21 protein-coding genes and 1 pseudogene are annotated in these 24,501 nt (G+C 65.4%); 13 read left to right on the plus strand and 9 right to left on the minus strand.

All coding sequences use genetic code 11. The annotated features are described in order from the left end of the window. Window positions 1-195: 195 nt before the first annotated feature. Complete coding sequence (locus VAR608DRAFT_RS08980; protein ID WP_088953750.1) at window positions 196-1,305, minus strand: mandelate racemase/muconate lactonizing enzyme family protein; 1,110 nt, start codon at window positions 1,303-1,305, stop codon at window positions 196-198. Between the two features lie 306 nt (window positions 1,306-1,611). Here VAR608DRAFT_RS08980 and VAR608DRAFT_RS08985 point away from each other — a divergent pair, with 306 nt between their 5' ends. From VAR608DRAFT_RS08985 to VAR608DRAFT_RS08995, 3 genes and pseudogenes are all read left to right on the plus strand, one after another. After that, on the plus strand, window positions 1,612-2,286 hold the full coding sequence (locus tag VAR608DRAFT_RS08985) for a GntR family transcriptional regulator (protein ID WP_088953751.1): 675 nt from the start codon (window positions 1,612-1,614) through the stop codon (window positions 2,284-2,286). Window positions 2,287-2,371: 85 nt separating this feature from the next. Next, entirely contained in the window at window positions 2,372-3,808 is a 1,437-nt protein-coding gene (locus tag VAR608DRAFT_RS08990; RefSeq protein ID WP_088953752.1) for an aldehyde dehydrogenase family protein, read from the plus strand. 174 nt (window positions 3,809-3,982) lie between these two features. After that, window positions 3,983-4,772: pseudogene (locus VAR608DRAFT_RS08995) on the plus strand (SDR family NAD(P)-dependent oxidoreductase). Between the two features lie 40 nt (window positions 4,773-4,812). On the opposite strand, the gene VAR608DRAFT_RS09000 reads toward VAR608DRAFT_RS08995, so the two are convergent. After that, complete coding sequence (locus VAR608DRAFT_RS09000; RefSeq protein WP_088958691.1) at window positions 4,813-5,595, minus strand: class II aldolase/adducin family protein; 783 nt, start codon at window positions 5,593-5,595, stop codon at window positions 4,813-4,815. Window positions 5,596-5,832: 237 nt separating this feature from the next. Between VAR608DRAFT_RS09000 and VAR608DRAFT_RS09005 the strand changes: the two genes are divergently transcribed. Then, a complete protein-coding gene (locus VAR608DRAFT_RS09005) occupies window positions 5,833-6,795 on the plus strand; it encodes a LysR substrate-binding domain-containing protein (protein WP_088953753.1) in 963 nt (320 codons plus the stop codon). A gap of 33 nt (window positions 6,796-6,828) precedes the next feature. Here the strand turns inward: VAR608DRAFT_RS09005 and VAR608DRAFT_RS09010 are convergent, their stop codons facing one another. Together VAR608DRAFT_RS09010 and VAR608DRAFT_RS09015 are read right to left on the minus strand one after the other, a co-directional pair. After that, window positions 6,829-8,499: a hydantoinase B/oxoprolinase family protein gene (locus tag VAR608DRAFT_RS09010; protein ID WP_231973374.1), complete on the minus strand. Its 1,671-nt coding sequence runs from the start codon at window positions 8,497-8,499 to the stop codon at window positions 6,829-6,831. Between the two features lie 9 nt (window positions 8,500-8,508). Beyond that, on the minus strand, window positions 8,509-10,602 hold the full coding sequence (locus VAR608DRAFT_RS09015; RefSeq protein ID WP_088953755.1) for a hydantoinase/oxoprolinase family protein: 2,094 nt from the start codon (window positions 10,600-10,602) through the stop codon (window positions 8,509-8,511). 494 nt (window positions 10,603-11,096) lie between these two features. Here VAR608DRAFT_RS09015 and VAR608DRAFT_RS09020 point away from each other — a divergent pair, with 494 nt between their 5' ends. The 9 genes from VAR608DRAFT_RS09020 to VAR608DRAFT_RS09060 all read left to right on the plus strand — a co-directional run bounded on the left by VAR608DRAFT_RS09020 (window position 11,097) and on the right by VAR608DRAFT_RS09060 (window position 19,775). Next, window positions 11,097-12,308, plus strand: a complete 1,212-nt coding sequence (locus VAR608DRAFT_RS09020) for a branched-chain amino acid ABC transporter substrate-binding protein (RefSeq protein WP_197700499.1) — start codon at window positions 11,097-11,099, stop codon at window positions 12,306-12,308. A gap of 73 nt (window positions 12,309-12,381) precedes the next feature. Then, window positions 12,382-13,299: an ABC transporter permease subunit gene (locus tag VAR608DRAFT_RS09025; RefSeq protein ID WP_088953757.1), complete on the plus strand. Its 918-nt coding sequence runs from the start codon at window positions 12,382-12,384 to the stop codon at window positions 13,297-13,299. Then, window positions 13,299-14,588 (plus strand): high-affinity branched-chain amino acid ABC transporter permease LivM, encoded by a 1,290-nt coding sequence (gene livM, locus VAR608DRAFT_RS09030; RefSeq protein WP_197700500.1) that lies wholly within the window; start codon window positions 13,299-13,301, stop codon window positions 14,586-14,588. Before VAR608DRAFT_RS09025 ends, livM begins: the two co-directional genes overlap by 1 nt. Continuing rightward, the gene (locus tag VAR608DRAFT_RS09035) at window positions 14,585-15,400 is read left to right on the plus strand and encodes an ABC transporter ATP-binding protein (RefSeq protein ID WP_088953758.1); all 816 of its coding nucleotides are present in this window, start codon (window positions 14,585-14,587) and stop codon (window positions 15,398-15,400) included. Before livM ends, VAR608DRAFT_RS09035 begins: the two co-directional genes overlap by 4 nt. A 53-nt stretch (window positions 15,401-15,453) precedes the next feature. Further along, a complete protein-coding gene (locus VAR608DRAFT_RS09040; RefSeq protein ID WP_197700556.1) occupies window positions 15,454-16,158 on the plus strand; it encodes an ABC transporter ATP-binding protein in 705 nt (234 codons plus the stop codon). A gap of 41 nt (window positions 16,159-16,199) precedes the next feature. After that, the gene (locus VAR608DRAFT_RS09045; protein ID WP_088953759.1) at window positions 16,200-17,018 is read left to right on the plus strand and encodes an NAD-dependent epimerase/dehydratase family protein; all 819 of its coding nucleotides are present in this window, start codon (window positions 16,200-16,202) and stop codon (window positions 17,016-17,018) included. Beyond that, window positions 17,015-18,220: an NAD(P)/FAD-dependent oxidoreductase gene (locus VAR608DRAFT_RS09050; protein ID WP_088953760.1), complete on the plus strand. Its 1,206-nt coding sequence runs from the start codon at window positions 17,015-17,017 to the stop codon at window positions 18,218-18,220. The genes VAR608DRAFT_RS09045 and VAR608DRAFT_RS09050 overlap by 4 nt, the downstream gene beginning before the upstream one ends. Before the next feature lie 66 nt (window positions 18,221-18,286). Beyond that, on the plus strand, window positions 18,287-19,036 hold the full coding sequence (locus VAR608DRAFT_RS09055; RefSeq protein ID WP_088953761.1) for an SDR family NAD(P)-dependent oxidoreductase: 750 nt from the start codon (window positions 18,287-18,289) through the stop codon (window positions 19,034-19,036). Next, window positions 19,029-19,775: an SDR family oxidoreductase gene (locus VAR608DRAFT_RS09060; RefSeq protein WP_088953762.1), complete on the plus strand. Its 747-nt coding sequence runs from the start codon at window positions 19,029-19,031 to the stop codon at window positions 19,773-19,775. The genes VAR608DRAFT_RS09055 and VAR608DRAFT_RS09060 overlap by 8 nt, the downstream gene beginning before the upstream one ends. A 315-nt stretch (window positions 19,776-20,090) precedes the next feature. Here the strand turns inward: VAR608DRAFT_RS09060 and VAR608DRAFT_RS09065 are convergent, their stop codons facing one another. Genes VAR608DRAFT_RS09065 through VAR608DRAFT_RS09085 form a run of 5 tightly spaced genes read right to left on the minus strand, consistent with a single transcriptional unit; the run spans window position 20,091 to window position 24,498 of the window. Then, complete coding sequence (locus VAR608DRAFT_RS09065) at window positions 20,091-20,786, minus strand: phosphoribosyltransferase (protein WP_088953763.1); 696 nt, start codon at window positions 20,784-20,786, stop codon at window positions 20,091-20,093. Window positions 20,787-20,793: 7 nt separating this feature from the next. After that, a complete protein-coding gene (locus VAR608DRAFT_RS09070) occupies window positions 20,794-21,627 on the minus strand; it encodes an ATP-binding cassette domain-containing protein (protein WP_088953764.1) in 834 nt (277 codons plus the stop codon). Beyond that, a complete protein-coding gene (locus VAR608DRAFT_RS09075; protein ID WP_172843825.1) occupies window positions 21,624-22,640 on the minus strand; it encodes an ABC transporter ATP-binding protein in 1,017 nt (338 codons plus the stop codon). Before VAR608DRAFT_RS09075 ends, VAR608DRAFT_RS09070 begins: the two co-directional genes overlap by 4 nt. After that, on the minus strand, window positions 22,637-23,524 hold the full coding sequence (locus VAR608DRAFT_RS09080) for an ABC transporter permease (protein WP_088953766.1): 888 nt from the start codon (window positions 23,522-23,524) through the stop codon (window positions 22,637-22,639). Before VAR608DRAFT_RS09080 ends, VAR608DRAFT_RS09075 begins: the two co-directional genes overlap by 4 nt. Further along, entirely contained in the window at window positions 23,521-24,498 is a 978-nt protein-coding gene (locus tag VAR608DRAFT_RS09085) for an ABC transporter permease (RefSeq protein ID WP_088953767.1), read from the minus strand. Before VAR608DRAFT_RS09085 ends, VAR608DRAFT_RS09080 begins: the two co-directional genes overlap by 4 nt. Window positions 24,499-24,501: the final 3 nt, after the last annotated feature.

Raw genomic sequence — 24,501 nt, forward strand, 5'->3', positions numbered from 1 at the left:
CGATGAGGTTGGATAGATTTGGGCGCAAACCGTCGAACGGTCCGCCACGCTCTGCTGCGCAGACGACCACAGCGACTTCTCGCGACAGAGGTAGGACGGCGCTCTCTGGGCCAGCGCCGGCAGTTCTATGACCTTCGCGCTGCCGCGGTCCTCGACGCCGGCGGCGCAACAGACCCGGGCGTCAATTTCCGGCGCTTAGTTGCCGAAACTCATGAGGGGTTTGCCGAGCGTCGCCAGATCCACGTCGATGCCGAGGCCGGGACCCGTCGGCGCACTGCCAAAGCCGTCTTTGCTGCGAGGTTGATATCCCGCCACGTGCTCGTTGGTCCAGTCGTTCATGAACGAAACGGTCAACAGATTGCGCTCTCGTGTCGACGCCGCCAGGTGTGCCGAGGCCGCGGACACGACATCGCCGCCCCACGTGTCTTCAATCGTGACCTGGAGTCCCAGTTCCTGACAAAGGTCCCGCAGCAACTTGGCCTTGGTCAGTCCGCCTACCTTGGAGACCTTCAGATTCATGCCGCCTGCACCACCGTCGCGAACCGCACGCAGAAGGGTAGGCACGTCATTGACCACCTCGTCGTACATCATTGGTAGAGAGGTGTGCTTGCGTACTTCAATGCATTCCTCCATGGTCGGGCAAGGCTGTTCAAGGTACAACCGCGGAAGCCCTTCCATGGCCCGGGCCGCAATGATGGCGTCGTTCAGGCGCCAACCGCAGTTGGCATCGGCGACGATCAGATCTTCGGGGCCGGTCGCTTCGATGATGTGCTTCGCACGAATGCCGTCGAGCGTCGGATCGCCACCGACCTTGAGCTGGAAGCGATGGATGCCCTCGTTGCGACGGGCCAGGACATACTCTGTCATTTCTTCCGGGCTGCCCAGCGGCACGGCGAAGTAGAGCGGGAACCTGGTCTGACGCACGCCTCCGAGCATCGTGGCGACACTCACGCCCCACGACTTGCCGGCCAGGTCCCAGCAAGCCACATCGATCGGGCTCTTGGCGTAGGCGTAACCCATGAGCGTTGCGTCCATGGTGTCGTTGACCCTCGCGAGGTCGGTCGGGTCCACCCCGATAAGAGCAGGCGCAAGAAGCTCGAGTGCTGCACGTGCGCCGCCTGCATGGGCTGGCAGGTACGTAGAACCCAGCGGGCAGACCTCGCCCCACCCCTGGCGCCCGTTGTCGGCCGTGACGCACACCAAGGTCGATTGAAGCGAAGTGATGTCGCGGCCGCCTGACATCGTGTAGACGCCATGCACATAGGTCAGATCGAAGTTGTAGACGTCAATCCTGTTGATCTTCATATCGGATCCAGTTTCCAAGTTGCGCTGCACCCAGCCCCGCAGCATGAGCAGTCCTATCGCCACAAGAATCACCGCGCCAACGAGACAGACCGCAAGGTGCCAGGGACGCCTCCCCAAGCTCGCGGCGTCGGTCCCAGCAAGCGCGCATGCTCAAGGGGTGTAGGGATTCTAGCTTGGCCTTCGATAAAAATGGTAGTAATATCCCCACAATATATTTAGGTGACGGGATATATTTGAAGTCCGCGCCGTTTCGAGACATACAAACCTTTCCTCGGACGTGCGGGCGTCCATTTCATCAGTTCGCCTATGCCCAGCCATCCAACCGCCGCCGCAAAAGTCGCGTTGCCCAAGCGCCGTGCCGCCGACCTCGCCTACGACGCGATCGAGTCGTTGATCTCCACCATGCAGATCGAGCCCGGCAGTCCAGTCGTGGAGAACGATCTGGTCGAACTGACAGGTCTCGGGAGAACCCCTGTGCGTGAAGCGCTGCTGCGGATGATTTCGATCGGGTTGATCACCCAGCAGCCGCGGCGCGGCCTCCTGGTGTCAAGTATCGATCTCGCGGAGCATCTCGACGTGATCCAGACCAGGCGGGTCTTGGAGGATCTCATCGCGACTTGCTCCGCGCGGCGTGCGTCGGTTGCGCAGCGGAAGGAGATCGTTCGGTGCGCCGAGCGCATGTTGAAGGCGGCGGATCGCGGCAACCTCAATGAGTACATGCGCGCAGATCACGAGCTCGACTTGGTCAACCATGTGGCGTGCCTTAACAAGTCGGCCGTGAAAGCGGTGGTTCCCCTCATCGTGCAATGCCGAAGGTTCTGGTACGCCTATCAGCACGAAGGTGATATCACCGCCGGCGCCAAAGCCCATATGGAATTGGCGGAAGGCATCGCCACGGGCAACGAATCTGCAGCAGCCGCCGGAGCCAACCGCCTCCTCGACTACCTCGAGGTGTTTGCGAGACGAATCATCGACCGGTAAGTCGCAGCAGCCTCAGCGCCAACGAGCTCCTCATCCGGGAGTTTCCGCTCGCGCATTTCCCTTCTTCATCTTCAAGGAACCCGCAATGCAGCAGCATGAGAATTTCATCGGCGGCGAGTGGCTCAAAGGCCTCTCGTACAGCCCGAACGTGAATCCGTCGAACTTGATGGACGTGCTGGGCGAGTACGCCCAGGGCGATGCCGGCCAGGTCGATGCCGCGGTGGCGGCCGCGACGGCCGCGTTCCCGGCCTGGTCCACCGGCAGCGTGCAGGCGCGCTCGGAAGCGCTGGACAAGATCGGCAACGAGATCCTCGCGCGCAAGGAAGAGCTCGGCACGCTGCTCGCGCGCGAAGAGGGCAAGACCAAGGCCGAAGGCATCGGCGAGGCCACGCGCGCCGGCCAGATCTTCAAGTTCTTCGCCGGCGAATGCCTGCGCCTTGCGGGCGAGGTGATTCCGTCGGTGCGCCCCGGCATCGGCATCGAGATCACGCGCGAGCCGGTCGGCGTCGTGGGCCTGATCACGCCGTGGAACTTCCCCATTGCGATCCCCGCCTGGAAGGTGGCCCCCGCGCTCGCCTTCGGCAACTGCGTGGTGCTCAAGCCCGCCGACCTCGTGCCGGGCTGCGCCTGGGCGCTGGCCGAGATCATCAGCCGCTCGGGCATTCCGGCCGGCGTCTTCAATCTCGTGATGGGCCGCGGCAGCGTGATCGGCAATGCGCTGGTCAAGCACCCGGGCATCCATGCGATCAGCTTCACCGGCTCGGTCGGCGTGGGCCGCGACATCGCGGTGCAGTGCGCGACCCTTGGCAAGAAGGTGCAGCTCGAGATGGGCGGCAAGAACCCGCAGGTGGTGCTCGACGATGCGGACCTGAACCAGGCGGTGGAGCTCAGCGTGCAGAGCGCCTTCTACTCGACCGGCCAGCGCTGCACCGCATCGAGCCGGCTGATCGTGACCGAAGGCATCTACCCGAAGTTCATCGAGGCGATGAAGGCGCGCATGGCCAGGATCAAGGTCGGCGATGCGCTCGCGCAGGGCACCGACATCGGCCCGGTCTCCAGCGGCAGCCAGCTGCAGCAGGACCTGGAATACGTCGAGATCGGCAAGAAGGAAGGCGCGACCCTGGCCGCGGGCGGCGAGCGGCTCAAGCTCGATACCGACGGCTTCTACATGTCGCCGGCGCTGTTCAGCGAATCGGTGGCCGCCATGCGCATCAACAAGGAAGAGATCTTCGGCCCGGTGGCCAGCGTCATCAAGGTCAAGAACTACGAGGAAGCGCTGGCGACCGCGAACGACACCGAGTTCGGCCTCTCGGCCGGCATCGCGACCACGAGCCTGAAGTACGCGACGCACTTCAAGCGCCACAGCCAGGCCGGCATGGTGATGGTGAACCTGCCCACGGCCGGCGTGGACTACCACGTGCCCTTCGGCGGCCGCAAGGGGTCGAGCTACGGGCCGCGCGAGCAGGGCCGCTATGCGCAGGAGTTCTTCACCGTGGTGAAGACGGCGTACACGGCCGCCTGAAGACATCAAAGCTTCGACCGCGTGAGCAATCACGCATGGCAGCAGGCAACAATCGGGCCAGGAGCGGGCGCTCGACGGCGGCCTCGAATTCACCTACGCTGAGCCTCGAAGGCCAGTCACCGCCGCACTTCGCCGTCTGGCTGAGCCCGTCTTTTTCTTTGAAAGGCACGCGCAATGAATCTCCTACTCACAGGCAGGCTGGCGCTGGTGACCGGCAGCACGGCAGGTATCGGCTTTGCCATCGCGCAGGCCCTGGCGGCGGAGGGTGCACGCGTCATCGTCAACGGGCGTTCGCAGAGCTCCGTCGACGCTGCGGTCGCTCAAATCAAGGTGGCGGAAGGCGGCGAGGTCATTGGCTTCGCCGGCGACCTGAGCATGGCCGCTGCCGCGCAAGCCTTGGTGACGAAGTACCCTGGCATCGAGATTCTGGCAACAACCTCGGCATCTTCGAACCCAAGCCGTTCGAAGAATTCCGGATGAGGACTGGACACGCTTTTTCGATGTGAATGTCCTGAGCGGCGTCCGCCTGGCGCGTCTGGTATTGCCCGCGATGAGGCGCGCCAACTGGGGGCGCATCATCTTCATCTCGAGCGAGAGCGCGGTCCAGATTCCTTCGGAGATGATTCACTACGGCATGACGAAGACCGCGCAGCTGGCCGTCTCTCGCGGTTTGGCCGAGGCCGTCGCAGGCTCTGGAATCACCGTCAACAGCATCCTGCCGGGTCCGACCAAGTCGCGGGGTGTGGGCGATTTCGTCGAGGCGCTCGCGAAGGCCGATGGCAAGTCCTTCGATGCCCACGAGAGGGAGTTCTTCGAGAAGGTTCGACCGACATCCCTCATCAAGAGGTTCGAAGCTCCGGCGGAGATTGCCTCCATGGTGGCCTACATTGCCAGCCCGCTTTCATCGGGGACGACAGGGGCGGCGCTTCGCGTCGACGGCGGCTGTGTAAAAAGCGCGTTCTAGGCTACGGCTCTCGGGCCGCCGTTTTCAGTCTGCCAGCGTCTCAGCTTCGATAGCCGTTGCCATCGCGGTCAAGCAGACGCAGCAGCGCGGTCCACTCACGGTCGAGGTGCACCGTATCGAGGTATGCGTAGTCGTCATGCTGCTTGGCCGCGTGTTCGCACACCTCGGCCGACGGGATCACGAGTTCCTGGCCAGCCGAGAGGGTGGCGAGTTGGATCTCGCAGGCTCGGTTCAGGTAGAACATCCTCGTGAAGGCCTCCGCCACAGACCGTCCGGTGGTGAGCAATCCGTGGTTGCGCAGGATCAGATAGTCCTTGTTGCCGATGGATTTGACGATGCGCTCGCGTTCGTCCAACTCGAGAGAAATGCCCTCGTAGTCGTGGTAGGCGACGCGGTTGTGGAACTGCATGCTGATTTGGTTGATCGGCAGAAGCCCGCATTTCATTGCCGCCACGGCCATGCCGGCCGTCGTGTGCAGGTGCACCACGCATTCGACGTCGTGCCGTGCAGTGTGCAGCGCGCTGTGGATGGTGAAGCCTGCAGCGTTGACCTCGAACCGGTCGTCGCCGATCGGGCGGCCGTCCACATCGATTCTTACCAGCGAAGAGGCGGTGATCTCGTCGAAGAACCAGCCATGAGGGTTGATCAGGAACTGGTCCTGAGTGCCCGGGACACGGGCGGAAATGTGCGTGTAGATCAAGTCGGTCAGACCGAACTTGGCGGCCAGCCGATAGGCCGCAGCCACCTGGACGCGGGTTTCCCATTCTGCGGTCGAGATGTTGCGCGGCTTTCGATTGATGTGCGGGTCCGTGGTGGAGATCATGGTCTGGTGTTGTGGTGTCTGCGACAGGATGACAAGGGCACCGGCGATGCCCAAACGTTGTGGTTGAAATTCTGCGAGCGGTGGCAAAGGCTGACAAACAAGAAATAGCTCGACGGGGGACAAGCCCTGGCTGTCCTTGCCTGCGACCGTTGGCGGGAAACGGAAGTGAGCAGGGGAACGCCGCGTTATCGAGCGTGCGGCCGAGTGCGACAATGTCTTACGCGGTTTCGGTGACCCATGCATTACAGACTGCCACCCCTCAACACGCTCCGCATCTTCGAGGCCATCTATCGCCATGGCTCGATCCGCAAGGCTGCGTCCGAACTTTGCCTGACGCCCCAGGCAGTGAGCCAGCAGCTGAAGATCCTGGAAACGTCGCTCGGCCAGCAACTGTTCCGGCGCACGATCAGGAGCCTGGCGCCCACTGATGCGGCACAACGCTTCTACCTGAACGTCAAGGCCGGTCTCGACGAGTTCGCGGCGGGCGTTGGCGCGGTCACCGGGGCGCCCGCCCGCATCAGCCTGTACCTGCACGTCAGCCCGTACTTCTCGACGCACTATCTGGTCCGCAATCTCGGCAACTTCACGGCGGATTTTCCCGAACTGGATTTCCGCATGTCGGTAGGAGTCGAGCTGATCGACCTGGACCATCAGGGCATCGACGCAGCAATCCATTGGGGATACGGCGGAGAGTCGGGCCTCACCGAGATTCCCCTGATCGAGGACTTGAAGGTCTTGGCGGTCGCGCCCGCTCTGCTGGCCAAGCAACCTCTGGCGAGCAAGGAAGACCTGCTGCAACAGAATCTCGTGCTGCCTCTGGCCAAGAACTCGCTGTGGCCGGACACGCTCGAGCTTCTCGGGCTGAAGTCGGACGGGCAGAAGCGCTCGGCGCTCAAGCTGCACACGCACGACGCGATGCTTGAAGCGACCCTGGCCGGCCTGGGGATCGGCTTCATTTCCTACGTCGACGCGCTCAAGTACATCGAGAAGGGCGAGTTGGTGGCGCCGTTCGGCGTGGACCTGCTCCGGCAGCTGCCAGTGGAGAAGAGCCCGAAGTTCTACCTCTGCTACAAGAACGACAAGCCGATCGCGCCGGTCCTGAAGCTCTTCATCGAGTGGCTGCGCGAATATGTCTGCCAGCCCGACGTGATCGGCTACGAGTCTCGCCTCACGCCACGGACCAGCGGCGCAGGCGCATAGAGAGCGGCGGCACGAGGCGCCGCCGTTCAGCCCTCAGTTGTCTTCGAAGACGTGGCGGTAGTCGCGCGCGGCCTGCTCGAGCGAGACATAGCCGAGGGAGACGTCGCGCCTCACCTCGTCCTTCGTCCGCTCACTGGCGCGTCCGTTGCCACCGCCGCCGGGCAACTGCAGGATCAGGCGGCGGCCTTGCGGAACGGTCTGCTTGCCCTTGGCCTTCAGCACGGTTCCATCGTCGAGCGCAATGCTGCCGGACGCGCCGGCTTCGCCGCCGTTGTGGCCGCGCGCCGGAAAGCGGACGCGGTCGAACATGGCGCTGAGCGTGAACTCGTAGCCCTTCGATGCGCTGAGTTCAATGTGCTGGCCCAGCCCGCCGCGCCACCGCCCCGCACCCGCGGAGTCCGGCCGCAGCTCCTTGCGCCAGATCACGATCGGGCCGACGCTCTCGGTGACCTCCACCGACATGGCATGCACGCCGCTGGGAAACGCGGTCGCGCTGAGCCCGTCGCTGTACGGCCGCGCGCCGGTACCCCCGGTGTTGAACATCAGGACATCGCGCTGAATGCCTGTCGTCTCCGGCTCCACACCCTTGAACCGAAGCTGAAGGTTCCACAGCGCGCTTGCACCCTCCGCCGGGACGACCGCGGGGCACAGGCCGCGCAGGGCACCGAAGACGACGTCGGGAATCAGGTGGCCGATGACATGGCGAACCGAAACCGGGCAGGGGCGCGGCGCGTTGAGGATGCAGTTGTCCGGCGCCGAGACCGCGAAGGGCCGCAGCGACGCCCAGTTGTTGGGCACTTCGGGCGCGATGGCGCACTTCAGGGCATAGCAGGTGTAGGCCTTGGTGTAGGTGAGCGGCACGTTGATGCCGAAGCGGCTGAGACCGGAGGTTCCGTCGAAGTCGGAGTGCAGCGTCCCGTCTCGTGCGTGGATGGCGACGCAGAGTTCGACCGGCTGCTCGTAGCCGTCGACCGTCATCGCGTAGCGGTGAACGTCGCCGGGCAAGGCCGCGATGCGCTGGCGCGTCGCGCGCTCGCTGTGGGCGAAGATGAAGCCAGCCAGTTCTTCCAGGCCATCGAGCCCGAATTCGTCCAGCATGGCGTTCAGGCGGCGACGGCCGGTCTCGTTGCAGGCTGCCAGCGACTGGAAGTCGCCGACCACCTGGTCCTGCTCCCTGACGTTCCACCGCAGGATGCCGACGAGGTCCTCGTTCAGCATCCCAGCCTTGTACAGCTTCATTGGCGGAATGCAGATGCCTTCCTCGTACACGTCGCCGGCATCCGGCCCGAAGCCGCGACCACCGATGTCCACGACGTGTGCAGTCGAGGCGAAGTAGGCCACCAGGACCGGCACTCCGTTGCGCTCCCGGAACACCGGCGTGACGACGGTGATGTCGTGCAGGTGACCGGTGCCCATCCAGGGGTCGTTGGTGACCAGCACGTCGCCTGGCGTCAGCGTGCGGGAGTCGAACGGCCGGGTGAAGTGCCCCACGGACTCGGCCATCGAGTTCACGTGGCCCGGCGTGCCCGTCACGGCCTGCGCGACCATGCGTCCCTGTGCGTCGAAGACACCGGCGGAGAGGTCGCCAGCCTCGCGAACACTCGTGCAGAACGCGGTGCGCATCAAGGTCACCGCCTGTTCCTCGACGACCGAGATGAGCCGATTCCACATGATCTGGTGGTGCACGGCGATTGGGTTGTCCATATTCATTCCTTAGTTGCGACGCTCGACCAGCAGGGTCTCGTCTTGTTGGCGGATGACCCTGTATGCAGGGCTGACGTAGGTGGATGTCTCGCGCTCCACGACGATGAGCGGCCCATCGACGCCGATGCCTGGCGACAGCTTGTCCCGTGTGAAGATGGCGCAGCGAAGCGGCTTGCCGGTCTTGGCATCGAAAACCTCGCGATGGGCGGCCGCCACAGGCGGCGCGCCGTTGCCGCAGCGATCCCCGTCGATGGCTTGCACGGGCTGAGGCGAAGTCACCTCTGTCCGAAGCGACAGCGACCAGCTCACGATCTCGAGGTCCAGTCCCTCGACCGCGTGGCCGAACAGGGCTGTGTAGGACTTGACGAAGCTCTCCCGCAGCCGGGCGATGCTGCCAGGCTCGAATCGACCGACTTCGACGGCGATGGGAATTTCCCATCCCTGGCCCGCGTAGCGCATATACGCTTTCAGTTCCCTGCGGGCTTCGCCCTGGTGGCCTGCGTCGCGCAGAAAGCCAGACACCTCCGTCTCCATGTCGTCTAGCAGCTGGTTGACGAGGCTCGCGTCAAAGTCGGCCAGACTCATCACGGCGCTTCGGAGCGACTCGTAGGAGAACGGCGCCCGCAGGAAGCCGATGGCCGAACCGACGCCGGCGCCGGATGGAACGAGCAAGCGCTTGATGCCCAGCTTCTCGCACAGGCGCACGGCATGCAGGGGCGCTGCACCGCCATAGGCGATCATGGTGTAGCGCTCGAGGTCGCGCCCGTTCTCGACAGCGTGCATGCGTGCGGCGTTCGCCATGTTCTCGTCGACGACCTCCGCGATCGCGTGGGCCGCGGCCAAGACGCTCGCAGCGAGCGGCGTCGCCACATGTTCATTCATAGCCGACCGCGTCGCTGCGGTGTCGAGTTGGATACTGCCGCCGGCGAAGTTGTTCGGGTCCAGCTTGCCCAGCGCGAGGTCGGCGTCGGTCACCGTGGGTCGCTTGCCCCCGCGCCCGTAGCAGGCCGGGCCTGGTTCCGAGCTTGCACTTTCCGGTCCCACGCGGACCTGCTTCATGTCGTCCACGTGGGCGATGGAGCCGCCGCCCGCTCCGATCTCGATCATCTCGATCACGGGGATCGAGATGGGCATGCCACTGCCCTTCTTGAAGCGATAGGTGCGCGCGACTTCGAAGACGCGGCTGGTCTTGGGCGCCTGGTCTTCGATGAGGCAGATCTTGGCTGTCGTGCCGCCCATGTCGAAGGACACCACCTCGGGCAACCCGAACCGCGCCGCGATGTCGCTCGCGAAGATCGCACCGCCGGCAGGGCCCGACTCCAGCAGGCGGACCGGGAACCGGGCCGCGCTCGCCAGCGACATCAGGCCGCCGCCGGAATGGATGAGGTAGAGCGGACAGACGATGCCCTCGGCCTCCAACGCACCCGTCAGGCGATTCAGGTAGGACGAGATGAGGGGCTTCACGTATGCATTTGCGCAGACGGTGTTGAAGCGCTCGAACTCGCGAATCTGCGGGGAGACTTCGCAGGAAATGGAGATGGAGATGTCCGGAAGCGCTCGGGCGATGAGGTCGCGGACTTCGCGCTCGTGCCTGCCGTTGCGGTAGCTGTGCATCAGGCCGATGGCGACGCTCTCGTAGCCGCCGTGGCGCAGCAGTTCGATCGCGCGGTGCACGCCGGCGATGTCCAGGGGCACCAGCTCGTCGCCCTGCGCGTTCAGTCGTCCGCCGACCGTCAGCCGGCTGTCGCGTGCGATCAGCGGCGTCGGCAGCGTGATCCCGAGGTCGTATTGCTCGAAGCGTCCTTCTGTACGCATCTCGATGACATCGCGAAAGCCCTCCGAGGTAATGAAGGCAGTCCTGGCCCCTCTTCGCTCGATCAGGGAATTCGTGGCCAGCGTCGTCCCGTGGATGACGGTGCCGATCTCCTTCACCGAGATGCGCGCCTCCTCGGCCGCCGCCTGCAGGCCGCGCACGATGGCGCGCTCCGGCTTTTGGTAGTCCGTGAGGATCTTGGCCGTATGGATGCGCCCGTCGAACTCGAGTGCTACGTCGGTGAAGGTTCCGCCGATGTCGACACCGGCTCTGACTCGTTGATTGCCCATTGCTGATGTTCCTTGTCTGGGATGGGTGCCGTGATGTATTGCGCTGAACCGTCTTCACGGAAGCTGCGACGAATCTTCTTCAGCGCGGCGGACGCTGACAAACAATTAATTCCTAGCGATAGGACAAGTGGGGCTTGCCATCGACGACGGGTTTGTCGATGCGGGACAACGCTGGATGAGCAGGTGTCCGCGCTCCAACCTGGAACACGCACAGGGCAATCCGCTGCTTCCGTGGTCCCAGCGGGGTGGTGGTGCACCAGCAGCGGGACATTCGTTGCCACGCCTGCACCATTTCCAACCTAGGGCAAACGCGGGCACAGCGCTACTTGCCCTCCGGACAGATAAATGTTGTTTGTCGAACCACCCGGTGCTGACCATCATTGCCGCAGCAAACAGGAACACAGCCCGTTCCTGTCGGTGAAGGCTCGACGGTCTCGCCGCAGTGTTGCTGACCCCAGTGATCCCGAACAGGCCTATCTCTCCGGAACACCCACATGAAAAAGTTCATTTCTTGTCTTGCTGCCCTGATGGCGGCTCCATGCATCGGCGACCGTCGCCACATCAAACAGAAGGAGACTCAGATGATTCGAATCAAGTCCGTGCTTGCCGGGTTGGCGATGGTGGCCGCTTCGGCGATTCATCTGCCTGCGGCTGCGCAGGCGCCCGTCAAGATCGCGATCGCGGGGCCGATGACGGGATCGAATGCCACGTTCGGCGAGCAATTTTGGGGGGGCGCCAAAGCCTATGCGGACCTGGTGAACGAGAAGGGTGGAATCCGGGGGCGCAGGATCGAACTCGTCAAGGGGGATGACGCCTGTGAACCGAAGCAGGCTGTCGCGCTGGCCAACCGCCTGGTCGACAAGGACAAGGTCGATGCCGTCGTGGGGCACTTCTGCTCGTCCAGCACGATCCCCGCCTCGGTCATCTACGCGGACGCCAACATTCTCAGCATCACGCCTGCGTCCACCAACCCGATGGTGACCGAGCGCAAGCTGAAGACGGTGTTCCGTTCCTGTGGGCGCGACGACCAGCAGGCAGTGGTGGCCGGATCGTTCCTGTTGGACCAACTGAAGGTCACCAGGATCGCTCTGATCCATGACAAGGACACCTATGGTCAAGGTCTGGTGGATGCGCTGCGCGCGGCGCTGGCCAAGCGTGGTGTGCAGCCCGTCCTGTACGAGGGACTGATCCGGGGAGAGCGCGACTTCAATTCGCTGGTCACCAAGATCAAGGCGGCCAATGCCGACGCGGTGTACTTCGGTGGGCTGATCCCGGAGGCGGGTCCGCTGATCCGCCAGATGCGGGAGCAGGGCTTGACCGCCAAGTTCGTCTCGGGCGATGCCCTGGCGCAGGCCGAGATCGTGAATGCCGCGGGTGGCCCGCAGTTCCTGAAGGACGTCTACTACTCGTCGGCACCGGATCCCACCAAGAAGCTCGGCAATTCGGAGGTGACGCAAGCGCTGAAGCGCGCCAATGTCGAGCCCAGCAACTACGCCCTGTTCGCCTATGCGAGCGTGCAGGCTCTGGTCGCCGCAATGGAAGGCACCAATGTGGGCGGCGCCGACGCGATGGCCGACTGGCTGCGCAAGCATAGCGTGAACTCCGCAGTCGGCAAGCTGGCCTGGAACGACAAGGGGGACGTGGTCGACTTCCAGTTCGACTTCTTCGCCTTCGACTCGAACGGCCGTCGCTTCGAGTACCACTGAGGCAGCGCTCCGGGATCACCGCGGCACCAGCTGCAGTCGATAGCACGTACAACGAACCTGAATCGGACCTGTCGTGGATCTTCACATTGCTGCGCAGCAGATCGCAAACGGTTGCGCCCTCGGAGCGATATACGGGCTCATCGCCGTGGGCTACACGATGGTCTACGGCGTCATCCGGATGATCAACTTCGCCCATGGCGAGGTCTACATGGTCTCCGCCTACATCTCGGCCATCGTGTTGTCGGTGCTGACCGTTCTGGGCGTGAGGTCGCCTGTCCTGGTGCTGCTGCTGGTGCTTTTCGTCACCTGCGCCATCACCGGCCTGTTCGGCTGGGCGATCGAGCGCGTCGCCTACCGGCCGCTTCGCGGTTCCACCAACCTGGCGCCGCTGATTTCTGCCATCGGCGTGTCTCTCATGCTGCAAAGCTATGTGCAGATCTCCCAGGGGGCGCGCGACCAGGGCGTGCCGAACCTGCTCGCCGGCTCCGTCCAGATGAACATCGGGTCGGGTACCGCGCAGTTCACCTACATGCAGCTGGTCATCCTGCTCGTCGCGCTGTCGGCCATGGCGGTGTTGACCTACGTCATCGGCTACACCCGCCTGGGTCGGCAATGCCGCGCGACCCAGCAGAACCGCCGCATGGCCGCGGCACTGGGAGTGAACACCGACCGCATCATCTCGCTGGTCTTCGTCATCGGCGCCATCACGGCCGCCGTTGGCGGAGTGCTGGTGACGCTGAACTACGGATCCTTCAACTTCTACATGGGCTTCGTGGTCGGGGTGAAGGCCTTCACCGCAGCGGTTCTCGGTGGTATCGGCTCGCTACCCGGCGCCATCGTGGGCGGGTTGATCCTCGGCCTTGCCGAGGCCTTGTTCGCCGGCTACGTCAGTACCGACTACAAGGACGTGTTCGCCTTCGCGGCCCTGATCTGCGTCCTCTACTTCAAGCCCTCCGGATTGCTGGGGCGTCCGGAAATCCAGAAGGTGTAATGATCATGTCGATTCAAGTCGATCGCACGCCGATCGTGCGAGCCAGCCTCGACGCCCTCACGGTTTTTGTCCTGGCCCTCATCGTGCTGGGGCCGATCTCGGGGGTGGTGCTGGACGGCTTCGGCTTCCAGGGCCATCCGCTGCGCCCCCTCGCGCTGGCGTTGGTGGTGGCGGCGGGCCGCTTCCTGATGACGGCGGCGCTGGGCACTGGCGCTGGGGCGTCCCTCGTGGGGCGTTTCAACGCTGCGACGGCATCGAGCGTGAAGGTCATGGCGCCGCAACGGGCCCTGCGCACACCTTGGGTGCTGGCCCTCGTGGCGCTGGGCGCGTTGGTGCCGTTCCTGGCCGACAAGTACTGGCTGAGCGTGGCGACCCTCGCGCTCATTTATGTGCTGCTCGGCCTTGGGCTCAACATCGTGGTGGGCCTGGCAGGCCTGCTGGACCTGGGGTTTGTCGCCTTCTATGCGGTCGGAGCGTACTTCCTGGCCATTGGTGCGGAACACTTCGGGATCGGCTTCTGGGCCGCCCTGGCGCTGGCTCCCTTGCTGGCCGCCATCTGTGGTGCGGTACTGGCGTTTCCTGTGTTGCGAATGCACGGCGACTACCTCGCCATCGTCACGCTCGGCTTCGGGGAAATCATTCGCCTGGTGCTCATCAACGCAGTCGATGTCACCGGCGGGCCCAACGGGTTGCCCGCGCCCGAGCCCACATTGATGGGCATCGAGTTCGGCCGAGTCGCCAAGCAGGGCGGGATGCCGCTGCACGAGTTGCTGGGACTGGGCTACAGCCCGAACGGCAAGTATCTGTTCCTCTACGGCGTCCTGTTCTGCGTCGTGCTGGCGGCCATTCATGTGGTGACGCGACTGCGCGTGATGCCGCTGGGGCGAACCTGGGAGGCGCTGCGCGAAGACGAGATTGCCTGCCGCAGCCTGGGCATCAACCATGTGATGGTCAAGCTCTCGGCCTTCATGCTGAGCGCGTCCTTCGGCGGGTTGGCCGGCGTGTTCTTCGCCACGCAGCAAGGCTTTGTCAGCCCGACCTCGTTCACTTTCCTCGAGTCGGTGCTGGTGCTGTCCATCGTCGTGCTGGGCGGACTCGGCTCCACGGTGGGTGTCGTCCTGGCGGCCATCGTGCTGACCCTGCTGCCGGAGCTGCTGCGCGACTTCGCCGAATTCCGCACCCTGGTCTTTGGTGCGCTGATGGTGGCGATGATGCTGTGGCGCCCCCGCGGCTTGATCCGCCCGGCACGACCGGCCTTTTCATCATCGATGACCGTGGTGGCGAAATGAGCAAGTCGTTGATTGAGGCGCGGAACCTGACCATGCGATTCGGCGGCGTCGTGGCCAACAAGGACGTCTCGTTCACCGTGGAACAGGACTCCATCACTGCGCTGATCGGACCGAACGGGGCCGGCAAGACCACGGTCTTCAATTGCGTCACCGGCTTCTACCGGGCCACTTCCGGAACGATCACTCTCTCGGGGTCCGAGGGCGAGGTGGAGATCGGCCAGTTGCTCGACAAGCCCTTGCTGGGCGGTTCGCACCTGGCCGCGCGCGCCGGCATCGCGCGCACCTTCCAGAACATCCGCCTGTTCCGCGACATGTCCGTGGTCGAGAACCTGTTGGTGGCACAACACGGGGCCGTCAACCGCAACCTGCTGGCCGGGATTCTCGGCACGCGGGCCTATCGGCGCGCGGAGGCGGCAGCGGTGGAGAACGCCTACCACTGGTTGCGCGAACTGGGTCTGGAGTCCGACGCCAACCGTTTGGCAGGGCAGCTGCCCTATGGCCGCCAGCGCCGCCTGGAGATTGCCCGTGCCATGTGCACATCGCCTCGGGTGATCTGCCTCGACGAGCCCGCCGCAGGGCTGAATCCTTCGGAAACCGCGGATCTGGCGGAGCTCATCAAGCGGCTGCGTTCGGTGCACGGTGTGACCGTGATGGTCATCGAGCATGACATGGGTCTGGTGATGAACATTTCCGATCACATCGTCGTGCTGGACCATGGCCAGGTCATCGCCTCCGGCACACCGAATTCGGTGGCCGGGAATCCGGCGGTCGTGGCCGCCTATCTGGGTGCGCCCGAGGAGGTGGCAGCGTGAAGATGAACGAACTGCAGATCGCGGCCGCCTTGGCAGCCGCGGAAGTGGCGCCGCTGCTGCGCTTCGAGTCGGTCAGCGCATGCTACGGGCCCGTGCGAGCCATCGACGGCGTGGACCTCGACGTGATGCCGGGGGAGATCGTGACCCTCATCGGAGCGAACGGTGCGGGAAAGACGACGCTGATGGGTTCGGTGTTCGGCACGCCGCGCGCCAACGGGGGACGCATCCTGCACCGCGGCGACGACATCACCCGGCTGCCGACCAACCTGGTGGCGCGCCGTGGCATTGCCATCGTCCCGGAGGGACGGCAGATCTTCCTGGACATGTCTGTCGAGGAGAACCTGCTGATGGGCACCACCGCCGTGGGCGATCGGCACTTCGAGGCCGACCGGCAGGCCGCCTTCGACCTCTTTCCCCGGCTCAAGGAGCGGCGCAATCAACCGGCGGGGACCATGTCCGGCGGCGAGCAGCAGATGCTGGCCATCGCGCGCGCGCTGATGTCGCGACCGGCGCTCATCCTGCTGGACGAACCCTCGCTGGGCTTGGCGCCGCTGGTGGTGAAGATGATCTTCGAGGTGCTCAAGGAGATCCGGTCCAGCGGAAAGACGATCTTCCTCGTGGAGCAGAACGCCCACCACGCGCTGCGACTGTCTGACCGGGGCTACGTGCTGGTCAACGGGCGGGTGCGCATGCAGGGCCGAGGCGAGGAACTGTTGAGCAACCCGGAGGTCGCCAGGGCCTACCTGGGTGCGGCCTGAGCGCCAGCACTACAACGCAAACTGCAACGATAGGTACCCTCATGACTCCGCGCTACAACCGCATTCTGATCACCGGCGCCGCCGGCCGCCTCGGCACCGAGCTGCGCAGGGGGCTGGCACCCTTGGCAAAGCAACTGCGCCTGGCCGACCGCGTGGCCATCGAGGACCTGCGCCCCAATGAGGAAAGCCTCGTCTTCGATCTCGCGGACGAGGCCGCGACGCTGGCAGCCACCCGTGACGTCGACGCCATCGTGCATTTCGGCGGGGCGCCGTTGGAGCGCCCCTGGGCCGAGATCCTGGACGCCAATATCCGCGGCAGCTACCACGTCTACGAAGGCGCGCGAAGGCATGGTGCCAAGCGCGTCGTCTATGCGTCGTCGGTCCATGCCATCGGCTACCACCCGCTGCAAGCGCACATCGATGCCGATGCCCCGGTTCGGCCGGACAGCCTCTACGGAGTCTCCAAGTGCTTCGTCGAAGCGCTCTCAAGGCTCTACTGGGACAAGTTCGGCCTCGAAAGCGTGTGCCTTCGCATCTTCTCGTCGTTTCCGGAACCGGCGGATCGGCGCATGCTGTGGTCCTACCTGAGCTTCGACGATTGTGTGCGCCTGGTGCAGGCGGCCCTGACCGCGCCGCAGGTCGGCCACACCATCAGCTTCGGCTTGTCCGACAACGCCGTGAAGCCGGTGGACAACGCGAGAGCGGGGCACCTCGGCTACGTGCCGCGTGACAGTACCGAGCCCTACCGCGAAGCGGTGGAGGCCAGATTCCCGCCCGCCGATCCGCGCGCACCGGCCACCCGCTACCTGGGGGGCTGGTTCGTGGACCTGGGGCATCCCGATGACAAGGAAGAGAAATGAACGAACGCTATGACGTCGTGGTGATCGGCGGGGCCGTGATCGGTTCCTCCGTTGCCTACTACCTGACAGCCAACCCCGACTTCCGCGGCTCGGTGCTGGTCGTCGAAAGGGATCCCACCTACATCACGGCAGCGACCTCGCTGTCGTCTTCCTCGATCCGGACCCAGTTCTCGAACGCCATCAACGTCAAGATCAGCCAATACGGCTCGGAGGTGATCCGCAACTTCGCCGATCTGATGCAGGTCGAGGACGACCGCCCGGATCTGCACTTTCACTCGGGGGGATACCTCTTTCTTGCCAGCACGCCCGAGCAGGTGCAGACGCTGCGCGAGAACCACGAGGTTCAGCGCGCCTGCGGCGCCGACGTCGTGCTCTGGAATCGCGACGAACTGGTCCGCGCCTTTCCGCACCTGCGCGTGCACGACATCGAGTTGGCCTCCTATGGCCGTTCCGGGGAAGGCTGGTTCAACAACACCGGCCTGATGAATGGCTTCAAGGCCAAGGCGCGGGCGCAGGGCGCGACGTTCGTCCACGACGAAGTAGTGGCGATCGGCCGCGAAGGAAATCGCATCCACTCGGTAACGCTCAAGTCAGACCGTGTCGTTCAGGCGGGCATCGTGGTCAACGCCTCCGGGCCCCGCGCCGCGCTGACAGCGCGCATGGCGGGTCTGGATATTCCGGTCGAGCCGCGCAAGCGCACGCTCTTCGTGTTCGACTGTGCCAGGACCCCGGAGGGAAGCGCCCAAGTCAACTCAGGGCGCTTGCCGCTGATGATCGATCCGTCGGGTGTGTTCTGTCGACCTGAAGGCAAGTATTTCCTGACGGGCTGCCCGCCGGTGGAGGATCCTGCGGTCGATTGGGACGACTTCGAGCCTCGCTACAACGAGTTCGAGGAGATCATCTGGCCCGCCTTGGCCGAGCGATCGGAGGCCTTCGAGGCGATCAAGGTCGTCAGCCAGTGGGCTGGGCACTACGACTTCAACACCCTGGACCACAACCTCGTCGTCGGGCCGCATCCGGAGGTGAAGAACTTCGTCTTCGCCAACGGCTTCTCCGGGCATGGCTTGCAGCAAGGGCCGGCCGCCGGACGCGGCGTCTCCGAACTGATCATCTACGGGGGGTTTCGCACGCTGGACCTGTCGGAAGTCGGGTTCGAACGGATCATCGAGAACAGGCCCTTCCTGGAAAAGGCCGTGATTTGATCTCGCGCTCTTCAGCCGCTTCGCGCAGCCATGACTCAATTGACCCTATGAAAGGAGTGTGATCTCGTGAAAAATCAATCGGTGGCCGTTGTGGGGGGAGCCTCGGGCCTGGGGTTGGCAACGGCAAGGCTGATGCTGAGCCACGGCGTCCGGCGCATTGCGCTGATCGACAGGAACGAAGAGGCCCTGGAGGCGGCCTCATCCCGGCTGAGATCGGAAGGCGGCGACGTGATCATTGTCGCGGGCGACATCTCTCGCCGAGATTCCGCGCATGCGGCGTTCGAGGCGGTCGCACGCGCGTTCGGCCGGGTTGACAGCCTGATCAACTCGGCCGCCATCTATCCTCGAAAGGACATCCTGGAGATCACGGACGAGGACTGGGATCTCGAGAACGCCATCAACATCAAGGGCACCTACCACATGATGGTGGCCTTCGTGAAGCACGTCCTGCAGCAGCCCCCTGCGGGGCTTGTCGCGGGCCGCATCGTCAACGTCACCTCCGTCGACGCCTTCAAGGCCCATCCCCAGAACGCCCACTATGCGGCGACCAAGGCCGCCGTGGTCAGTCTGACCAAGAGCTTTGCCCATGCCTGCGCCAAGTCCGGCATCCTGGTCAACTCCGTGGCCCCGGCGGGCTTCGCCACGGAGCGCGCCAAGCAACTGGGCTTTCTGGCCGAACTTGCGCAGGCCAATCCCCTGGGGCGCGCGGCCGAGCCGGAAGAGATTGCCGAATGGATCGTGATGCTGGCCTCTAGCCGCAACACCTACGCAACCGGCGAAAACGTCATCGTGAGCGGAGGCTACATCTATGGCTGAGCATCCCGTCGAGGAGCAACGCACGGCCCTGGTGACCGGCGCGTCCAGTGGCATCGGTCGCGCGGTGGCGGTACGGCTTCGCCGCGAAGGCTGGCGCGTGTTGGCGCTCGGCAGAAGCGAAGCTGCGCTGCGGAGCGTGGCCGAGGAATCTGGCGCGGACCCGTTCTGCGCCGATGTTCGCGACACGACAACGATCGCCCGGCGGCTGGCCGACCAGTCGATTGACGCAGTGATCCATGCCGCCGGCGTGCTCGCAAGCCGCGAGCTTTTCCAGGACATCGAGCCCGACGCGATCGACCAGATGATCGCGACCAACCTCGCTGCGCCCCTGCAGCTCACGCGGGCGCTGTTGCCAGGCATGATCGCGCGCCAGCGGGGTCACCTGGTCTTCATCGGCTCCAGTGCGGGCCGTTGGCCGCATCCGAACGCCTCGGTGTACGGGGCAACGAAAGCGGGGGTAAGCCTGTTCTGCGATGCACTGCGATGCGATCTTCTCGGCACGGGCGTTCGTGTCACCGAGGTTGCGCCCGGGCGGGTCCAGACCCAGCTCTACAGATCGACCCTGGGAGACGATGCCGGCACGCAGCTCTACGAGGGCTACGCATCGATCCAGCCCGAAGAGATCGCCGAATTGGTGGCCACCTGCCTGCAACTGCCGCCACACGTGGACGTCTCCCGGGTCGAAGTGTTTCCGACGGATCAGGCGGTAGGCGGGGCACGCATCGTCAAGGCGCGTTGAATCGCGATAACTTCGATAGCAGTCATTGCGAATGGCGGGCTCAATGAACCTCGATGACTGCAATGGGATCGAGACGGCAAGTAGCGTGCGGAATCTTCAACGACAGCAACCGCTGCCTGGCCGAACCGCTTGCCGCGGGAGCCGCGATGGCCGCCCCGCTCCGCGAGCTTCCACGTGGCCGCGAAGTGCCAGGAGCCGAAGCTGATGCGCGCGGTCGAGAAGATCCTCGTCGGAGAGATTTCCTGGCTGGGTCATCATGATGATGTGATTCTGCCGTGGTCCTGCCGCGGCCATCGCCCGATCACTGCTCGGAGGCTAGTCGCGCAGCACCCAGCCGTCGGGCACGGCCTTCAGCAGGGGACTCTCGAACACGCCGACGACGCGCGCGGCGCGTTCGGCGCCGAGCCGGTCGATCCAGCGGCGGCCTTGCAGCATCGCGACCCCGCAGGCGATCACGTTGCCGCCGAGCGACTCGATCAGGTCCCACGCCGCGAGCAGCGTCGTGCCGGTGCTGACGGCGTCGTCGACCAGCACGAGGCGCTTGCCGTCGATCAGCGGCCTGAGGTTGGGGTCGAGGTAGACGCGCTTGCCCGGTGTCGGGGAAGTGATCGAATGCACCGGCGCGGACAGTGCTTCGTCATACCAGAACTTGCGCGAGTAGCCCATCGGCACATAGCGCGCGTGGCCCAGCGCGCGCGCCACCACGGGCGCGAGCGCAAGGCCGAGGGTGGGCAATCCGATCACCAGCTCCGGCATCTGTGCGGACAGGCGTGCGGCCAGCATCGCACCCAGCGTCTCGACGACATCGAGTGATGCGTGATTGACCAGCAGCGATGCCACGGCATGCGAGGGCTCGCCGGCCAGCTGACGTATCGGCAGCACGAGCACACGCCCGTCCGGCAGGCGCGCCGGGTAGCCGAACTGCCAGGGCGCCTCCGTCCGATCGACCGCATCGGCCGGAACGATGTGCTGCCAGTAGCCGGTGGTGGGTTCGGTGAAGTGGCGGGCCATGGCGAGCTCAGAGCGCTTCGAGTTGGCGCGAGGGATCGGGAAGCGGCGTGGCGGCCAGCAGCCGCTGGGTGTACGGGTCGCGCGGCGCGTCGAGCACCGAGTCGGCGCTGCCGCTTTCCACCACGCGGCCCCGGTGCATCACCATCACGCGATCGGCCATGGCCCGCACCACGCCCAGGTCGTGCGTGATGAAGAGGTAGGAGAGCTTTCTTTCGCGCTGCAGGTCGAACATCAGCCTGAGGATCTGCGCGCGCACCGAAACGTCGAGCGCCGACACCGGCTCGTCGGCCACGATCAGCGCGGGGTTCGATGCCAGCGCGCGCGCAATGCCCACACGCTGGCGCTGGCCGCCGGAGAGTTCGTGCGGAAGCCGGTCGCGAAAGTGCGCGGCCGGCAGCCCGACCTGATCGAGCAGCGCATCGATCTCCAGCGAGGCGGCGCGACGGTCGAGTCCGCGGTGCCAGGTCAGCGGCAGCGCGACGCTCTGGCCGATGGTGCGGCGCGGATTCAGCGAACCGCCGGTGTCCTGGAACACCACCTGGACTTCGCGGCGAAACCTGCGCGCCGCATCGCCCGAGTGCATCGAGATGTCGACGCCCTTGTAGAGGATGGTCCCTTCGCTCGGCGCGGTGAGCCCCAGCAGCATGCGCCCGAGCGTCGTCTTGCCGCTGCCGCTTTCGCCGACCAGCGCCAGCACTTCGCCGGCACCGATCGAGAGCGAGACGCCATCCACCGCGCGCTGCATCTGCCGGGCGCGGAACAGCCCGCCGCTCGCGCGCACGGGAAACAGCCGGCAGAGGTCGCGGGCTTCGAGCAGCGGTGCGTTCGTGCCTGCGTTCATAGTGAGGTGAGCTCGCTGCGCTGCCACGCGTCGGCGGCGATCGGGTCGTCGCTCAGGTGGCAGCGGTCGGCGCCGTTTCCGTGCGCGCGCAGCGCCGGCACGGCGGCGTCGCAGAGACCACCGCGGGCGATCGGGCATCGCGGATGAAAGCGGCAGCCTTCCGGCCAATGGCCGGCGATCGGCACGCTGCCCGGAATCGAGAACAGCGAATGCGCGCGGGACCGCGGGCTCAGGATGCTCCCCAGCAGCCCCTGCGTGTAGGGATGGCGCGGCGCCGCGAAGAGCGCTGCGACTTGGTTCGACTCGACCACCTGGCCGGCGTACATCACGTTGACGCGCTGGCAGGTCTCGGCCACCACCGCGAGGTCGTGCGTGATCAGCAGGATGCCCAGATCGAGTTCCTTGCGCAGGCGCATCAGCAGCTTCAGGATGCCCGCCTGCACGGTGACGTCGAGGGCCGTGGTCGGCTCGTCGGCGATCAGCAGCGCGGGCCGCATCGCGAGTGCCGCCGCGATCAGGATACGCTGGCGCATGCCGCCGGAAAGCTCGTGCGGGTACTGGCGGGCCACCCGCGCGGCGTTGGGCAGCTCCATCATGTCGAGCAGTTCGAGCACGCGCGCTTCCAGCCCCTCGGTGCGGCCATGCGCGCGCAACGGCTCGGCGATCTGGCGCCCGACCGGCATCAGCGGGTCGAGGTAGCTCGTCGGGTCCTGGAACACCATGCCGAGCTGCGCCCCGCGCACGGTGCGCAGCTCGGCGTGCCTCAGCTGCGCGAGGTCGCGGCCGTCGATCAGGATCTGCCCCGCGGCCACCCGCGCCAGCGGCGAGGGAAAGAGGTTCATGATCGCAAAGGCGGTCATCGACTTGCCCGAACCCGATTCGCCGACAAGGCCCACCGCCTCGCCGCGGCGCACCGACAGCGACAGGTCGTTCACCACCCGCAGCGCGGTCGCGCCCCGACCGATATCGACCGACAGGCCGCGCACGTCGAGCAAGGGTTCGGCGTGGCTCACTTCGCATGCCCCCGCGGGTTGAGCGCATCGTTCAGTGCGTCGCCGAAGACATTGAACGACAGCACGGTGAGCGCGATCGCCAGTCCCGGAAAGGCCGACATCCACCAGGCGCTGCGCAGGTACTGCTGCGCGTCGTTGAGCATCGCACCCCACGACACGTGGTTGGGATCGCCGAGCCCGAAGAAGCTCAGGCTCGCCTCGATCAGGATCGCCATCGCGATGTCGAGCGAGCCGAGCACGATGATCGGCGCCGCCACGTTGGGCAGGATCTCGCGCAGGATGATCGCGCCGTGCCCCATGCCCGCCACGCGCGCCGCGTCGACGAACTGCGATTGCGCGAGCGCCGCGACCGAGGCGCGCACCACGCGCGCGAGCTGCGGCCACGCGAGCGCGGCGATGACCACGATCATCTTGAACACGCTGGTGCCGAACAGCGCGATCACGATCAGTGCGACGACGAAGCGCGGCAGCGTCTGGAAGAACTCGGCGATGCGCATCAGGAGCGCATCGAGCCAGCCGCCGAAGTAGCCCGCCAGCGCGCCGACGATCACGCCGACGACGACCGCGCACAGCGCGCTCAACACGCCGACGGTGAGCGAGATGCGCGTGCCGAAAACGACGCGCGCCCAGATGTCGCGGCCCAGGTCGTCGGTGCCGAGCCAGTGGCCGGGCGAGAGCGGCTCGAGCAGCGAGCTGTCGCCGCCGCCGAGCGGGTCGTAGGCGGTCACGAGGGGCGCGAGGATCGCGAGCGCGAAGAGCAGCGCGAGGAAGACCAGCGCGAAGAGTGTGGTCGGCCTGCGCAACAGGCGTCGCCGGAAGCCGGCCTTGCGAAAGAGCGTGCCCGCCGTGGGGACCGCAACGGGGCTGAGGGTCACTTCGCTCATGCGCGTTCGATCCGCGGATCGATCAGTCGGTGAATGATGTCGGTGACGAGGTTCGCGATGACCACGGTGACGGACACCATCAAAAGGATCGCCAGCATCACCGGATAGTCGCGCTTGGAGATCGATTCATAGAGCAGCCGCCCGATGCCGGGCCACGCGAACACGGCCTCGATCAGGGCCGAGCCCGCGAGCACGAAGCCGACGTTGTAGCCGATGACCGTCAGCACCGGTGCCGCGGCGTTGCGCAGCGCGTGCACCACGACGACCGTCCATTCGGACGCGCCGCGCGAGCGCGAAGCGAGGATGAAGTCGGCGTTCATCACCTCCAGCATCGCGGCACGCGTGATGCGGGTGATCAAGGTGAGATAGCGCAGCGACAACGCAAAGGCCGGCAGCACCAGGTACGACAGGTGCTGCACGAAGCCCTCGAAGCCCGGAAGCAGGCCGCGCACGGGGTTGTTGCCCTGCGACGGCAGCCATCCCAGCCAGATCGCGAACACGAGGATCAGCAACTGGCCGAGCCAGAAATCCGGAACCGAATAGCCCGCCGATGAAAGCCCCTGGATCGCCGAGTCGACCAGCCCGCGACCCGGGCGCGAAGCCGAGCGCGCGGCGACGACGCCGAAAGCGATCCCCAGCACGCTCGCGAAGGCGAGCGCTGTCATCGTGAGTTCCAGCGTGGCGCCCAGCCGTTCGAGGATCAGCGCCGCCACCGGTTGCTGGTTGGCGAACGAATAGCCGAAGTCGCCCTGCACCACCTTGCCCAGGTAGCGCAGCAACTGGATCCACACGGGTTGGTCGAGCCCGAACTCGCGGCGCATCTGCTCGAGGTATTCCGGCGGCGCGGGAAAGTCGCCCACCAGCAGCGTGATCGGATCGCCCGGCGTGAAGGCGATCAAGAGGAAGTTGAGCACCACCACCGCGAGCAGCAGCGGTATCGCATGCAGCAGGCGCCGCAGGATGAACGAGGACATCGA

The organism is Variovorax sp. HW608 (assembly GCF_900090195.1).
Classification (GTDB): domain Bacteria; phylum Pseudomonadota; class Gammaproteobacteria; order Burkholderiales; family Burkholderiaceae_C; genus Variovorax.